General features: G+C 66.9%; 13 protein-coding genes. 6 read left to right on the top strand and 7 right to left on the bottom strand.

What is annotated here, in order from left to right:
• Positions 1-4 precede the first annotated feature (4 nt).
• On the top strand, positions 5-1,969 hold the full coding sequence (locus IRT45_RS07250) for a potassium transporter Kup (protein ID WP_194805091.1): 1,965 nt from the start codon (positions 5-7) through the stop codon (positions 1,967-1,969).
• Between the two features lie 677 nt (positions 1,970-2,646).
• Here the strand turns inward: IRT45_RS07250 and IRT45_RS07240 are convergent.
• The 4 genes from IRT45_RS07240 to IRT45_RS07225 all read right to left on the bottom strand — a co-directional run bounded on the left by IRT45_RS07240 (position 2,647) and on the right by IRT45_RS07225 (position 7,948).
• A complete protein-coding gene (locus tag IRT45_RS07240; RefSeq protein ID WP_194805089.1) occupies positions 2,647-3,981 on the bottom strand; it encodes an FAD-binding protein in 1,335 nt (444 codons plus the stop codon).
• Positions 3,982-4,069: 88 nt separating this feature from the next.
• Positions 4,070-4,858 carry an SDR family NAD(P)-dependent oxidoreductase gene (locus tag IRT45_RS07235; protein WP_194805088.1) on the bottom strand — a complete coding sequence of 263 codons (789 nt, stop codon included), beginning with the start codon at positions 4,856-4,858 and terminating at the stop codon, positions 4,070-4,072.
• Between the two features lie 195 nt (positions 4,859-5,053).
• Positions 5,054-5,770 carry a hypothetical protein gene (locus IRT45_RS07230; protein ID WP_194805087.1) on the bottom strand — a complete coding sequence of 239 codons (717 nt, stop codon included), beginning with the start codon at positions 5,768-5,770 and terminating at the stop codon, positions 5,054-5,056.
• Positions 5,771-6,004: 234 nt separating this feature from the next.
• The gene (locus tag IRT45_RS07225; RefSeq protein ID WP_194805086.1) at positions 6,005-7,948 is read right to left on the bottom strand and encodes an FAD-dependent oxidoreductase; all 1,944 of its coding nucleotides are present in this window, start codon (positions 7,946-7,948) and stop codon (positions 6,005-6,007) included.
• Between the two features lie 137 nt (positions 7,949-8,085).
• Between IRT45_RS07225 and IRT45_RS07220 the strand changes: the two genes are divergently transcribed.
• From IRT45_RS07220 to IRT45_RS07200, 5 genes are read left to right on the top strand one after another with little or no spacing between them, the layout of a single operon-like run.
• On the top strand, positions 8,086-9,123 hold the full coding sequence (locus tag IRT45_RS07220) for an ABC transporter substrate-binding protein (RefSeq protein ID WP_194805085.1): 1,038 nt from the start codon (positions 8,086-8,088) through the stop codon (positions 9,121-9,123).
• A gap of 44 nt (positions 9,124-9,167) precedes the next feature.
• Positions 9,168-9,950, top strand: coding sequence for an SDR family NAD(P)-dependent oxidoreductase (locus IRT45_RS07215; protein WP_194805084.1), 783 nt, complete (start codon positions 9,168-9,170; stop codon positions 9,948-9,950).
• A 4-nt stretch (positions 9,951-9,954) separates the two neighbouring features.
• Positions 9,955-11,115, top strand: coding sequence for an ABC transporter ATP-binding protein (locus IRT45_RS07210; protein WP_194805083.1), 1,161 nt, complete (start codon positions 9,955-9,957; stop codon positions 11,113-11,115).
• Complete coding sequence (locus IRT45_RS07205) at positions 11,115-12,812, top strand: iron ABC transporter permease (RefSeq protein WP_194805082.1); 1,698 nt, start codon at positions 11,115-11,117, stop codon at positions 12,810-12,812. Before IRT45_RS07210 ends, IRT45_RS07205 begins: the two co-directional genes overlap by 1 nt.
• A 40-nt stretch (positions 12,813-12,852) precedes the next feature.
• Positions 12,853-13,617, top strand: coding sequence for an SDR family NAD(P)-dependent oxidoreductase (locus IRT45_RS07200; protein WP_194805081.1), 765 nt, complete (start codon positions 12,853-12,855; stop codon positions 13,615-13,617).
• Between the two features lie 30 nt (positions 13,618-13,647).
• On the opposite strand, the gene IRT45_RS07195 is transcribed toward IRT45_RS07200, so the two are convergent.
• The 3 genes from IRT45_RS07195 to IRT45_RS07185 form a co-directional block, all read right to left on the bottom strand.
• Complete coding sequence (locus tag IRT45_RS07195; RefSeq protein WP_194805080.1) at positions 13,648-14,598, bottom strand: MBL fold metallo-hydrolase; 951 nt, start codon at positions 14,596-14,598, stop codon at positions 13,648-13,650.
• A gap of 65 nt (positions 14,599-14,663) precedes the next feature.
• Complete coding sequence (locus IRT45_RS07190) at positions 14,664-14,999, bottom strand: EthD family reductase (protein ID WP_194805079.1); 336 nt, start codon at positions 14,997-14,999, stop codon at positions 14,664-14,666.
• A 68-nt stretch (positions 15,000-15,067) separates the two neighbouring features.
• A complete protein-coding gene (locus tag IRT45_RS07185) occupies positions 15,068-15,691 on the bottom strand; it encodes a TetR/AcrR family transcriptional regulator (protein ID WP_194805078.1) in 624 nt (207 codons plus the stop codon).
• Positions 15,692-15,714 lie beyond the last annotated feature (23 nt).

Raw genomic sequence — 15,714 nt, 5'->3', positions numbered from 1 at the left:
CACCATGACAGGGGCGAAGGGCACCATCGGAGGCGGCCCCGCGTTCGAGGTGGAGCCGGGTCAGCCGCCGAGCCACCGCGATACCGTGCGCTGGAGTGTCGTGATCGGCGCGCTGGGGGTGGTGTTCGGCGATATCGGGACGAGCCCGATCTACACCCTGCAAACCGTATTCGACCCGGGCGACCCCCATCCCGTGCCGGTGAACACCGACAACGTGTTCGGCGTGGTGTCGTTGGTGTTCTGGTCGGTGATGATCATCGTCACCGTCACCTACGTCCTGCTCGCCATGCGCGCCGACAACGACGGCGAGGGTGGCATCATGGCACTGATCACGCTGCTTCGCCGATGGAGTTCACCACACGGGCGGAAAACGGCCATCGGCCTGGCCGCGCTCGGAATCTTCGGCGCCTCACTGTTTTTCGGTGACAGCATGATCACGCCCGCGATCTCGGTACTGTCGTCGGTCGAAGGCATCAAGGTCGTCGAGCCGGCCTTGAAAGACCTTGTCATCCCGGTGACCGTCGTGATCATCGTGGCGCTGTTCGTGGTGCAACGCCGCGGCACCGCCACGGTCGGCCGGATGTTCGGCCCCATCATGGTGCTGTGGTTCCTCACCATCGGCACCTGCGGCATCGGCGGCATCGCGCACAATCCCCGCATCCTGCAGGCACTCTCGCCCACCTACGCGCTGGGCTTTCTGGCCGGACACTTCGGCACCGCGTTCTTCGCGCTCGCCGCGATCGTGCTCGCCGTGACCGGCGCCGAAGCGCTCTACGCGGACATGGGACATTTCGGCCGCCGCTCCATCACCCGGGCATGGCTGATCCTGGTCTTTCCGGCCTGCATCCTCAGCTACTTCGGCCAAGGCGCGCTCATCCTCGACAATCCCCACAACATCAGCAGCCCCTTCTTTCTGCTGGCAGCCGGTTGGGCACGACTTCCACTGGTGCTGCTGGCCACCGCCGCCACGGTCATCGCCTCACAAGCGGTGATCACCGGCGCATATTCCGTGGCCTCCCAGGCAGCGCAACTGGGCTACCTGCCGCGGCTGCGCATCGCCCACACCTCCGAATCCACGATCGGCCAGATCTACGTCCCGTGGATCAACTGGTTGCTGATGGTCTCGGTACTCACCCTGGTCTTCGCCTTCCGCAGCTCGACCGCGCTGGCCTTCGCCTTCGGCATGGCAGTGACCGGAACCATCACCATCACCACCCTGCTGTTCTTCTACGTCGCGCGAACCCGCTGGCATATCCCCCGCTGGATCCTCGCCGCCACAGCACTCCCGCTGCTGACCATCGATCTGCTGTTCGTCGCCGCCAATCTCACCAAGTTCGCGCACGGCGCCTGGCTGCCGCTGCTGATCGGCCTGACCGCATTCACAGTCATGACGACCTGGCAACGCGGCCGCCAGATCGTGACCGCCGAACGAATCCGGAGAGAAGGATCCCTGCGGACATTCGTCGACGAACTCGCCGAAGGCACACCCGCCACGACGCGAGTCCCCGGCACCGCCATCTTCCTCAACCGCGGCAAGGAAACAGCACCACTGGCCTTGCGCGCCAACGTCGAACACAACCACGTGCGCCACCACCACATCGTGATCCTGTCCATCCACACCGAACCCGTCCCCCGCATCCCCGACAACGAACGCATCGCCACCGACCCTCTCGGGCCGCCCGACGACGGCATCACCCACGTCACCGCCCGCTACGGCTACATGGAGACCCCCGACGTTCCCCACGCGCTCACACTCGTCGACCGACGAGACACCGAAGGCCCGCTCGATCTCGACCGCGCGACCTATTTCCTGTCCACGATCGAACTCCGCCGCGGCACCACCCCAACCATGGCCTCGTGGCGCAAACGCCTGTTCATCGCCACCTCCTACATCACCGCCGACGCCGCCGACTACTTCGGGCTGCCACGCGAGCGCACCATCATCATGGGCTCACAAATCGAGGTATAAGGCACGAGATCCGGCACCGAGGCTGGACGACCCGCACGACCACGACCAACGAGCCGCCGCAGACTACCTCCAACTCCTTGCCGGCGCGCCGACGGTGTGGTTTACCGGCCACCTGCCCGGGGACACAACATCGTTGGTGGGCACGGACATCGGCCTGTTCGCCATCGCCACGGACAGGCGCGACCCCGGATCAGGGCGCGCCCTCGGATCGGCACTTCCGATGACAACTTCATGGGGCTGACCGTCAATCCCGGCCGCCGATCATCTGTTCGCCTCTGGAAACCCCGGACCGTCGAATTCGGCACCGAGTCGTCTGAGACCGATCGAGAGCATCGACGGCGACCGTTCCTGGACACCGAAATCCTTGACCGGAGAAGCGCACTGCCACTTCTTGGCCGCCACCGACGGCAACCTACTGATCGGCTTCGATGACGACGCTGGCGCGCTCACCGGTGCCGGTTTCAGCTGGATGCCGGAGCCGAGATGGCCGCGACGCACTCGCCGTCACCGATCCCTATACCGATACCGAAAAATGGGCCATGAAATGGGTGGGCTTGCGGTCGAAGCGGATGTTCAGCGGACCGCTGTGGGCACAGTGACCACGAGCGACGACAGCAGCAGCATCCTTCTCCCGCAGGTTTCCGTCAGGGCCGGGACACGGGTTCGCCGGTGTTGGATCAGGCTATTCCAGCGGTGTGTGGCGGTGCCGCGGCGTCGGCTGCAGCCAGGCCGAAGACCAGTGCGGGAGCAATGCCGCCGGCATAGGCGTGGTCGTAGAGGCCGCCGGCGTCTGATCCCACGGCATACAGTCCGTCTACGGTGCCGCCTGCCGCGGCGAGGACTCGGCCGTGCTCGTCGATGCGGATCCCGTGGAACGGGAAGGTCAGAGCGGGACAGGCTTCGATCACGTAATACGGTCCCCGGTCCAGCGGGGCCGAGTCGTGCACGCGTGCGGGGTGGACTGCCGCGCCGGCCGCGTTCACCGCGCGGATCTCGGCCGCGATCGCCGCACCGTCGTAACCCCACTCCGTTGGCAGATAGGCAAGGTCCTCGAGGGTCTCGGCCATTCCGCACCGGCCGCCGCGGCGCTGGGCGAGCTCGAACTTGTCGACCGCGACCGCGCCCTCGACATAGCTGCCGAGGACCCACTCGCGATACACCCGCTCGTCGGCGATCAGCAGTCCACGCGACTCCGGCTGCTCGAGCAATCGCATCGTGGTGAGGTGATCGCCCAGGGTCTCATCGGTGAATCGGCGGTTGTCGAGGTTGAACAGGAGCGCGTGCTCGCTGTAATACAGCGACAGCGCAACGAAGTCGCCCGAATCGCGGAACGGTACCCCGGTCGGGACGAGGTGTCCGTAGAACCCGGACCGGGGCTTGCCGGTTGCGGCGCCGACGGCCTCTGCCAGGCGCAGGCCGTCTCCGGAACTGGCCGGGTTCGACCGCAATTGCATCACGCCTGCATTCGGATGGATGTTCTCGGCGGCCAGTCCGGCATCGGCCTGGAAACCGCCGGTGGCGAGAATCGTTGCGGCGGAATCGACCTCGATCTCTCTGCCGTCCGGCAGGCGCAGGTGCGCACCGGTGATCGCGCCGCCTCGGCTGCGCAATGCAATCGTTTCGGTCTCGGTGAACAACCGCCCGGCGGTGCCGACCCGCCGACGGCATTCGTCGAGGTACTGGTTGGTGTCGAATTGGTGGCCGAGGCCGTAGCGCAGGATCGGCACGGCCGCAGCGCATTCGACACCGAGCGACTCGACCCAGGCGATCGCGCCCCCGAACCCGTCCACGAGCGCCCGGCGCAGCGCCGGATCGCCGCCGGGGTTGATCTCATCCATCACTTCGTGGGTCGGCGCAGTCCACGCGTACCCGGCGAACCGCGCCGATCCGCCCACGGCCGCCGCCTTTTCGACCACCACGACCGAGCTGCCACGCTCCAGCGACCGGGCCGCTGCCGTGAGCCCGGCCATGCCCGCACCGATGACAAGCACGTCGGCCCGGATTACTCGCATGATTACTCCCTCATCGAAACCGCTGCCGCACAACGCGGCTCGCGGTGGGATACAACTGAAATACGCCCGATCCGGCGATCGCCGAGCGTCAGACGGTGAACCTTCCGCCATTGCTCAGCAGCACCGCACCGATGACGTTCGCCGCCCCCGGGGAGGCGAGGTACAGGATGTTGTCGGCCAGTTCCTCGGCTGTCGCGTAGCCGCGGGTGGGGCCGCTGTTCATGGCGGCCCGTAGATGCGCCGGCGTGCGCGCGGCCATCCCGGTGTCGACCGGACCGGGCGCTACGGTATTGACCCGGATTCCCAGGGGCGCAACCTCCTTGGCGACCGCCTGACTCAGTGCGTGCACCCCGGCCTTGGACGCGGCGTAGTGCGGATATCCGATCAGAGTGTCGAAGGCCGAGGAGGAACCCACGGTCACGATCGACCCGCCCCCTGTTTCCCGCATCACCCGGACCGCCTCGCGCAGCACGAAGAAGGTGCCGTCGAGATTGATCGCCATCACCCGCCGCCAGTCGGCGTCGTCGAGCCGGGTGATCACATCCACCGGTTCGTCGCGCTCGGCGGCCTCGTAGATCCACTGCTTGCTCGTGGGATCGTCGACACCGGCCGCATGCACCACCACGTCGACCCGACCGTGCTGGGCCACCGCAGTGTCGAACATCTCCCGCACCCGGGCCGGGTCGGCGACATCGAGCCCAGTGCAATGGCCGACGCCGAGCGCGGCCGCATTCCGCGCGGCCGCGTCCGCATCGATATCGCACAGGTACACCGCCGCGGCGCCACGCTGGGCGAGCAGTCGCGCGGTCGCCGCACCGATACCCGATCCAGCGCCGGTCACCACTGCGACTTTTCCCTCGAAGCGGTCTGCGGTCATCATTACCTCCAGATTCTGCGCGGTTGCATCCGGGCGAGCGCCGGCGCGCCGTCGATGCCGGGCAGCGCCGCCCCGTACCCCGGCGAGGTCACAGCTGTCCGGCTCGGGTGACCATGAAGTCGCCGGGGCGTGGGCGCGCTCTCGGGTGCGGTGCCCAGGGTCACGCGGAGCCGGACCCCCCGCGGTGGGTGCGGATTACTTGGCGGGAGCCGGTCCGGGTGCCGGTACGGCCGGGGCGGGTTCGTTGATGGTGGTGAAGTACTGCACGGCGGCCATGACGGCGACGGGTGCGGTCACCAGAAGTTGCCCGGCGGCGGTGCCGAGTGCCCCGATGGCCACGATGCCGCCGAGGCAGCCGACGGCGGCGGCGGGGACGAACGGGCCGAACATGCCGATGATGGTCGCGGCGGCGACGGTGGCGCCCGCGATGCCGCCCAGGACGCAGCCGACCGCGGCGCCCCCGAGTCCACCGACCATGGTTCCGATGGTGGCGCCGGTGGTGATGGTGGTGACCATGCGGTTCCAGGCGGCTTGTTCGCGGTCGTACTGGGTCTTCCACGGGGCCTGCTCTTCGTAGGGCAGGGCGACGGGACGGTATGTGGCGTGGGCCAAGTCGAATTCGGGTGTGAGTGTGGCGGTGCGGCCGTCGATCGCGGCGGCGATGGGGAAGACGAAATCGTCCACCCGGAAGGACAGGTCGGATCCGGCAAGTACGGTTCCGTTGGGGCTCTTGATCGTGAAGACGCCGTTGCCGGCGTCGAGGCTTCCCGCGTCGATGGTGACGACGGTCCCGGTCGGCGTGGCCGTGGTCCGGTAGTGGACGGCCTCCGATTGTGGTGCTGCCTGCGCGGTTCCGGCGATGCCCACGGTGGCTCCGGCGACCAGTGCGCACATCGCTGCGATTTTCCTCATCGGTGATTCCTCTCATCGGGCTCCTCGGCGTCGCTGCCGAGCAGGTGTGGTTCCGGCGTGCTGCCGGGGAGGGCCGTCGGCCGGTGTGGCGGACGGACCCTTCAAAGGAGTCAGGGGTGGCTCGCTCGCCGGGGTGCTGTATTCCATTCGGGCAGAGCACGTTCCAGATTCCGATACCGCCGGGGGGACGGCTTCACCGGAATCTGGCCCTGGGTCGGCCCGTGTTGTCGCGGGTCACGCTGCGGTGATCGGATGCCGACTCGAGGTGATCGCCTGAGCGGCGGCGTACCCCTCCGCGATGGCGTGCGCCACGCGACGCGGCACGGTCGCATCGCCGATCACCTGAATCCGGGCGTGTGGCAGCTCCTGCGCGAACGGCTGCCAGTCTCGGGCGATGCGCTCACCCACCGTGACGAACAGGTCGCAGACCAGTCGAGTCCTCTTGCCGGACAGATTATTTCGGTATGTGACAAGAGTTTCCGATGTCGAATCCGGCGCGGGGGCCGTCTCGACAGGTGAGGCCTCCACGATGAAGGTCACCGGACGGCCCGCCAGCCGTTCGCGCAGCTGGACCCGGCTCTCCATGGGAAGCGATGTCCCGAATCCTGGTCCGGGGACGAGCACGGTGACCTCGGCGGCGCCGGCCTCCAGCGCCGACTCGATCGCTCCGACAGCCGGCCAGTACCCGAAGCCGTCGTCGGCGACGACCACCCGGCTTCCCGGCCGAATCCGGTTCCGGTCGACGATGGCCTCGGTCGCGCGGCACGCTCCCGCCGTCGACATCTCCGTCGCGCCCGTGGCGATGATGATCTGGTCGAAGCCGTCCAGATCCGCAGGCCGCGCGGTGTGTTCGAGCCGTAGCGTCGCGGCGCCGATGTTGTCCTGGTAAAACCGAAGCAACCGGGCCCACCCGTCGCGATGAGGTGCGTGCGCGGCGGCCCGTAGCTGGCCGCCGATGTGAGCGCCTGCTTCGAACAGCGTGACATCGTGGGTGGGCGTCAGTCGCAGGGCGGCCTCCAGTCCGGCGGGTCCGGCGCCGACGATCGCCACCCGGTTGCCGGTCCCGGGCCGGCGGCCGAGCCGCAGCGGCATCGCCGGCCGGTCGCCCGAGCCGCCGGGCCCCAGTTCGGGATTGACAGAGCACAGCAGCGCCGGCGTGAAAGTGCGGCAGTCCTCGTTGCACGAGACGCACGGGCGGATCGCCGAATCGTCACCGCGGAGCAGTTTCCCCGCAATCTGCGGGTCGGCGATGAACGGCCGCGCCAGACCCACGAGGTCGGCGCCGGCGTCCAGTGCCGACTCGATGTCGCGGCGGGACCGGAACGCCTGGGAGACCAGCAACGGTCGCGTCGTCGCGGCACGCAGGCGGGCTCCGTGTGTCAGCAGCGGCGGCAGGTCGGTGGCCATATCGCGCACATAGGTGGTGCGAACACCCACGGTCACATTGATGTAATCGAACATCTCGAGCAGCGGGAGCAGCGCGCACAGCCCGTCGATGTCCATGCCCGCCTCTTCGGCGCCGTCGATCGAAACCCGTACGCCGAGAGCGAGTTCCGGGCGGGCATCGGTGAGCGCCGCGTGCAGCCGGTGCAGTATGCGGGCCCGGCCGGAGATCGTGCCCGCGTCGGCGCGGTGGTTGGTGGGCGCGGAGAGGAACTGCGCGAGCAGATAGCCGTGTGCGGCATGCAGTTCCACGGCGGCGAAGCCCGCGTCGGCGGCATGCCGCGCACTTACGACGAAATCGTCCACGACCCGGTCGATATCGGCCTCGGTCATCATGCGTGGGCGTACCGGTTCCCGCGGCGACCGGATCGCCGACGGCGCGAGCGGATGCCCCCAGATCTCCGCTCCGAGTGTCTCGCGCCCGAGATGCACCAGCTGACAGACCGGTATCGCGCCCTCCTGAGCGATCGCCGCGGCGCGCCTGCGCAGCCCGTGGACCGCCTCCGGCCGCCACGCCTCGGTGGTGTTGCCGATCCGGGTGGTCGATTCCGGGCTCACCACCGTTCCGCCGGCGATCACCATCGCCGCACCACCTGCCGCGCAGCGGCGCCAGTACTCGTCGTCTCCCGGCAACGCCAGACCACCTGCGACGGCTCCGGACCCATGCGCGGTGGCCACCAAGCGGTTGACCAGGCGTAGCGAGCCGATCTGCACCGGCGTCGACAGGGTATCCACGCATGCCTCCTTGAACTGGATTCAATTCACATTATTGCCACAGAGTGATTGACACCACAAGGCATTCTGGCTAGTTTCTCAAACTGACATCAGTTCAGTTAGGTGGTTCTGTGATCTACCAGCAAACACATAGCATCATGAAGATCCTGTCGAAGGGCGTCGCCGTCGGCGCGATCGTTGCCGCCGTCGCGGGCCTGACCGCCTGCGGTGGCACTTCCGGGACGACGAAGCCGGCATCGGGCAGCTGGTCGGACGTAGTCGCCGCCGCGGAACGCGAGGGCAACGTGGTGCTCTATTCCAGCCAGAAACCGGCGAATCTGGAGTCCCTGAAGCGGGCGTTCGAGGCGAAATATCCACGGATCCATATGCAATACGTGCGCGGGACCGACGCGGATCTCAATCCACGGGTGGAAACCGAGAACAAGACCGGCAAAGGTACAGCAGACGTGCATATGCTGACCGACACGGCCTGGGTGCAGAACGCCGCGCAGTCCGGTGCCTACTCCTCCGATCTCGTGGGGCCAGATCTGCACGCCCCCGAGTACCATCCGGAAGTCAGTGTGCTGCGCAACCGCTTCGCGCTGGTCGGAGCCGCGGTTTTCGCACTCGGCTGGAACACCGCGGCCGTCCCGGGCGGGTTGCACGACCCACGCGACATTCTCGATTCGAAGTACCGGGGCAAGATCGGCATCACCAACCCCACCGGTATCGCCGCGTACGTCGATATGTACCAGTACTACGAGAAGACCTACGGTTCGGACTACTGGAAGCGGCTCGCCGAGCTCGCGCCACGGGTGTACCCGAGCGCGCTGGGCATCGCACAGGCGCTCACCTCCGGTGAAATCGCCGTCACCCCTTCGGTTCAGCCGTTGAACACCGAGGTCGCCGCGGGCGCGCCGGTGAACTGGGCGCTGCCACATTCGCCTTTCGGAACTCCCTGGTACAGCGAGGTCACGAAGGTCGCGCCGCATCCGAACGCCGCGCAGGTGCTGGCTAATTTCATGGTCACCCGCGAGGGGCAGGTCGCGCTCAATCCGGGCTATGCCGCTGCCCTACCGGATATTCCGGGCGCGGTCGCCCTGGCCCAGGACCTCCCCACACCGGATACGGCAAACCTCACCCCGGAGAAGGTTTCGCAGTACTCCCGCGCCTGGTCCAAGCGCTTCCAGGGCTGATCACCGGTACCAACCCGACCACTCTCATCGATGAAGGACAGCAGATGTATGAAACAGCCGAGCCGCTACGCGGTGTCAATGTGCTGGTGACCGGGGCATCCGGGGGAATCGGCGGCGCGACGGCGGAACTGTTCGCCGGACGTGGTGCCACGGTCTACCTCACCGATGTCGACGATGCCGCGGGCAAGGAGCGAGCCCGGCGGCTCGGGCCCGGCGCACACTATCGCAAGCTCGATGTCACTGCCGAATCCGATTGGCAGGCAGTCGTTTCCGAGATGGCGTGGGCGGACCACCCGCTCCAGGTGCTGGTCAATTGCGCCGGTTCGGCGCTGAAGGCACCGCTCGAGCACACCACGCCGGAGCAGTTCCGCACAATTGTCGATCAGCATCTGGTCGGCACCTTCCTGGCCTTGCGGACCGCCGCGTCGGCCATGTCCGACGGCGGGGCGGTCATCACGATCTCGTCGCTGCGCGGGGTACTGGCCACGGCCGAACTGGGTGCCTACGGGGCCGCCAAATTCGGGGTCCGCGCGCTGACGAAGGTCGCGGCCCTGGAGCTGGCCGGTCGGGGTATCCGGGTCAACTCGGTCTGCCCCGGCAGCATCGAGACCGATATCACCGCAGGTCCGGGCTTCGAATCCGATGACGTCCAGGCATATGTGCGCAGTATCCCGATGCAGCGCCGGGGTTCGGCCGACGAGGTGGCCAAGGTGATCGCATTCCTGGCCGGCGCCGACAGCGCCTACATCACCGGTGTGGATCTGCTCGTCGACGGCGGCACCGGCGCGGGCGTCTACACCCCCAAGCGACAGACACTGGAGGCATGAGCCGATGTCGCGATTCAAGATCGCCGAACTGACCAAGACGTACGGATCCAACGTTGTCGTCGATGAACTCGACCTCGAGATCGAGGAGGGGGAATTCGTCGTCCTGCTCGGCCCCAGCGGATGCGGGAAGACGACCACGCTGCGCTGCCTGGCGGGATTGGAAACCCCACAGGGCGGCTCGATCACGTTCAGGGACCACGTCGTATTCGATGGCCCGGCCCGGACGAACGTGCCCCCGCACAAGCGCAATATCGGGATGGTGTTCCAGTCCTACGCGCTGTGGCCGCATATGACGGTCCGGAACAACATCCGGTATCCGCTGAAGGTACGCAAGCGCAAGCAGGCGATCGCCGACGGCGCGGTCGAGGCCGCCGCGGAGATGGTGGACTGCGGCGCCCTGCTCGATCGCTATCCCTCCCAGCTCAGTGGCGGGCAGCAACAGCGAGTGGCCGTGGCGCGTGGTCTGGTCGCACAACCGGATCTGGTGCTGTTCGACGAGCCCTTGAGCAACCTCGATGCGAGGCTGCGTGATCAGGTGCGTAGCCAGATCCACCAGCTACACCAGCGATTGGGCTTCACCGCGGTCTTCGTGACCCACGACCAGGCCGAGGCTTTCGCGCTCGGGGATCGCCTCGCGATCATGAAGTCCGGCAGGATCGAACAATACGACGCACCGGAACGAGTCTTCGAGAATCCGGTGTCGGAGTATGTCGCGGCCTTCATCGGCATGGCCAACCGGCTCGAACTCCACCGCGAGCACGACGGCTGGCGAACGTCGGCGGGCGATTCCATCGACCTGACTCACGCGCTGGTCCGGGACTCGGCCGATCGGGGCACGGCGGCGGTCGCGCGACTGCGTCCCGACGATGTGGTGTTGCATACGTCGGCCCACGATGTGCCGTTGGGAAACATCGTCCTGAACGCGGAACTGGTCACCTACGAATACGGTGGCCGCTACTTCGATGTGACGGTGACGACCGGCGGCGAGAAGTTACTGCTGCGAGCGGACGCCGCGGTACACGGCCCGGCGCTGCGCAACAGCCGCCCCGGGGCTCCGGTCGTGGTGAGCTTCTCGCCCGCGAACCTTCGGATCTTCTCCACCGCAGGCGATCTCGATCCAGCGCCACCCGTGGCGGTGCCGGTGAGCGCGGGAGGACCGGCCTGATGACTACGCTGAGTATCCCCGCCGCCCGACCGATTGCGATTCCGGCGCAGTGGCGGGCCCGGATCGGATATCTGGTCCTGCTCGCGGTTCTCGCCTATCTCGTCGTCGTGCCGATGATCCGATTGCAGGCACTGGCGTTCGAGAACGGAGCGCAGGGCTACCGAAGTCAGTACGGCCGCTACGACATCGGCGAAACGATTCGGACCACGATCGTGCTGGCCGTCGGATCGCTGGTGATCGCCATGCTGCTCGGAACCCTGCTCGCCTTCGCCGCGAGCCGGCTCCCGGCCCGCCTCTCGTTCCTGCGTATCATCCCGATCCTGCCGATCGTGATGCCCGCGGTCGCCAATATCGTCGGCTGGACATTCCTGCTGTCCCCCGGACCGGGATATCTGAATGTGCTGCTGCGTCACCTGCCCTGGTGGAGCGGTTCGGATACCGGACCGGTCGACGTCTACACGGTGCCCTGGATCGTCATCCTCACCGGTTTCAGTCTGACCTCGTTCGTCTACCTGTTCGTCAGCGCCGGCATGCAGAGCATCAATTCCGAACATCTCGAAGCAGCCCAGATCAACGGGTCCTCGACGGTGGGGGTGTTCTTCCGGGTCGTGCTTCCGCTGCTGCGCCCGTCGTTGGTCTACGGCGGCGGCATCGCCCTGCTGCTGGGCCTGGGCCAGTTCACCGGGCCGCTGCTGCTCGGGCAGAACAAGGGTGTGCAGGTTCTGACCACCGACATGTACCACCGAGTTTCGGAGTCACCGGCGGATTTCGCCGCAGCCGCGGCAGCGGGTTCGCCCCTGGTGCTGTTCGGGCTCGCGGTGGTCCTGATCCAGAAGGGGTTGCTGGGCAACCAGAGCCGGTTCGTCACCCACGGCGGAAAGGCCTTCTCGGCGCCGCCGGGTCGCTCCGCCTGGGCGTCGCTGACTCTGCTGATCTACGCCCTGTTGGCCCTGGTCGTCCCCCTGCTCGGGCTCGTGATCGTCTCGTTGACGCCGTATTGGTCGGGCTCGCTGTCCCCGGACATCCTGACGCTCGCGAATTTCCGGAGTCTGGCCTCGAACCAGTCGATCGTGGACTCGGTCGTCACCAGCGTCGTCACCTCACTGATCGCCGTGGCCATCTGCATTCCCATCGGCTACGCGGTGGCCACATTGCTGTTGCGCGGCAAGCGATTCCGGGTCCTCGCGGTGATCGCCGACCTCATCACCGTGCTGCCGATGGGAATTCCCGCGGTGATCTTCGGTGTGGGATTCCTGCTGACCTATACCGAGCCGCCGCTGATCCTGTACGGAACCCGCACGGTCATCATCCTGGTCTACATCGTCCTGATGCTGCCCTACGCGATCCGGATGCAGATGACCGCGCTGCTCGCACTCGGTAACACCTACAGCGAGGCGTCGGCGACCAGCGGAGCATCGCCGATGGTCACGAACATCCGGGTGATGCTCCCACTGATGCGCCCGACCGTACTCAGCGCCGTCGCGCTGATGTTCATCCTGCTCACGCACGAATTCGCCGCCTCACTCCTGGTGCGCGCATCGACCACCCAGGTGATGGGAACCCTGCTGTTCGATCTGTGGCAGAACGGCTCCTATCCACTGGTCGCCGCGATGGCGCTGCTCATGACCGCGGTCACCACCGTGGGCGTGGCGGCGGCGATGCTCGTGGGCGGCCGGAACGTGTTGAGCAATCTGTGATCCGGAGGCGACGGCCGAGGCCGGAAGTGGAGATGTACATATGACGGCCGGCCGTGCGCGATTGCGCGACAAAGTGGTCCTGTTGACGGGATCCTCCGGTGGGATCGGCGTGGAGATCGCGCGGCGGCTGGCCGGCGAGGGCGCTGTGCTCGTCCTGACGGATCTGGATGCCGAAGCGTGTGCGCGGATGGCGGCGGACATCCCGGATCCCGAACGCCATCATGTGCTCGAGCTGGACATCGGCGATGAACAGCAGTGGCGCGCCGCGGTCGAGGCGATCGCCGAACGTTTCTCGCGCCTGGATGTGCTCGTCGCCAACGGCGCCATCGGCAGCCTGGCGACGGTGGTGGACGAGGATCTGGAGCGCTACAACAAGGTGATCGCGATCAGCCAGACCGGTACCTGGCTGGGTATGAAGCACGCCGGTGCGCTCATCGAGCGCACCGGCGGAGGATCGATAGTCAACCTCTGCTCGATACTGGGCACCGTGGGCGGTCTGGGCAACAGCCTGGCGTATGCGGCGGCCAAGGGTGCGGTCCGGACGATGACCAAGAATGCGGCCTTGTACTGGGCCGCCAAGGGGGTCCGGGTCAATTCGATCCACCCGGCATTCATCGAGACCCGCCAGCTGCTCGACCGATACGAGGGTAGTGATCGCTACCGGGCGATGCTCGAGCACACCCCTATGGGCCGGCTCGGCCGCGCCGAGGAGGTCGCCGCGGCGGTCGCATTCCTGGCCGGCGACGATTCGACCTTCATCACCGGCAGCGAGCTGTATGTCGACGGTGGGTGGACCTGCGCCTGAGCGGGACCGGAAACGACGGTGTGGACGTCTTCAGCGGGCAGTGCTGAAGACGTCCACACCGTCGTTGTCCTTCGCGGTCAATACATTTCGAGCGACCAGCAGGTCGAGATGCGCGAGCGTCTCGCAGGTGGCGAACATCTGATCGAAGGTGCCCAGAGTGTCGAAGCTGCGGTCGTGCCGCGTCCAGGTCAGTGCCCGGGCCACGGCCGAACCCGTGCAGGGCGCCAGTTCACCGACGACAGCGACCGTCTGGGCGAGTCTCTCGTCGTGGTGCGCGAGGAGTGCGCGCGCACGCCGGCCGACGCTCCCGCCGGGCATACCGTGGGCCGGCAGCATCACGGGCGTGTCGTCATCACTCAGCAGTGTCAGCGAGCGCAAGAAGTTCTCCAACGGCAGTTCCCACGGGCCGAGCTCGAAACCGATCGAGGGGGTGATCGTCGGCAGCACATGATCGCCGGTGAACATCAGTTTTCGATCGAGGTCCTCGAAGACCATGTGGCCCTTGGTATGTCCGGGAGTTGCCCGGGCGTGCAGACGATACCCGGCCAGGTCGACGTCGCCCGGCCGCAACCAGTGGTCGGGGGGTTCCCAGTCGTGCGGATCGAAGGACTCGGCCAGGCTGCCGGCCCGGGCGCGGGTGGCGAGAGCGCCTGCGCCCGCACGGCGCAACTCGTGCAGGGCGTTCTGGGGCTCATTGGTGCCGAGCCGTCGGACGGCCTCGAGGCCAGGGGATTCACCGGCGCCCAGATGTACCCGGCAGCCGTGCCTTCGACGCAGTTCGACGGCGAAGGTGTAGTGATCGCGATGCACGTGCGTCACGAACACATCGTGAATCTCGTCGGGGGAACGGCCGATTCGCGCCAAGCCGGCGGCGAGTTCGCGGTAGGTGTCCGGCCGATGCCAGCCCCCATCGATCAGCGCGAGACCGCCCCCGGTTTCCAGGACGTACACATTGACCGCGCGCAATCCGTCCTGTGGCATTTGCAGCGGAATGCGATGGATGCCTTCGGCTATCGGATAACACCCAGGTTCCGCCCAGTGCTTACTCACGCGCCCGGCTCGGCGAGCGGCACCATCGTCCGTTCGTCGCCGAACCAGATCATGCGCCTGCCCCGCATCGCGCCGACGTGCCGCACCGCGGCCTCCCATTCCGGACTCGCCAATGCGGCGTCGAGCGCCTCGCGGGATTCGAAGCTCAGGATCGACAGCCCGTCCCAGCCCGCCGACTTCTCGTCCATCGACTCGAGCAGATCGGTGTGCTGCCAGCGCAGCAATCCGGGCAGCGGATAGGTGACCTCGGCGTGCCCGCCGCGCCACCACTCGATGAACTGCTCATGCGACCAGTCGCGGGGGCGGGATGCCAGAACCAAGAGGTTGTACACGATTCTCCTAATTGAATTCTGTTTAGTTTCTGCGGGCAAGCGGAACCGGTCCGGATGCGCCTCGGGATCTACTCGACCAGGAGCCGGACGGTCGCGGCGCTGATCGTCTCGGTGATCTCGGCCAGGCTGAGGTCGCCGTCGGGCCGGTACCAGCGCCAGATGCTGACGATCATGCCGAGGATCAACTGCCCGAGCAGGCGCGGGTCGCCCTCGGCGAACACACCGGCGTCGATACCACGCGAGATCAACCCGGACCAGTTCTGTTCGATCTCCTGCACGAGCTCGCGGGAGCGCAGCCGTTCTGCCTCCTCCTTCTCGGACTGGCGCGGCGCGACGAGCAGATCCATATGGCTCTGCAGGATCCGCCGCTGCAGGGCGTCGGTCGCTGTCCCGGCCAGGGCGGCGGCGACCGCTGCGCGCAAGGCTTGTTCGGGATCATCCTGATTCTCGGTGGCAGCGGCGAAACGTTCGACGGAATCCGCCAGTTCGAGGCGCATGATCGTCAGCAGGCAATGCGCCTTGGATTCGAAGTAGTGATACAGCGCGGTCTGGCCGATGCCGACCTCGTCGGCGACGGAGGCCCATTTGGTCTGCTCGTAGCCGACCTGCCCGAATTTCTCGATGGCAGTGCTGAGGATGTGGCCACGCTTCGAACGGGCGCTCTCACGGCGAACTTCGGTATCAATAACCATCAGTGAATCCCCCGGACCTCTTG

This window comes from Nocardia sp. BSTN01 (genome assembly GCF_015354405.1).
Lineage (GTDB): Bacteria > Actinomycetota > Actinomycetes > Mycobacteriales > Mycobacteriaceae > Nocardia.
The sequence above is the reverse complement of the archived record's forward strand: the minus strand, read 5'-3'. Positions and strand labels throughout refer to the sequence as shown.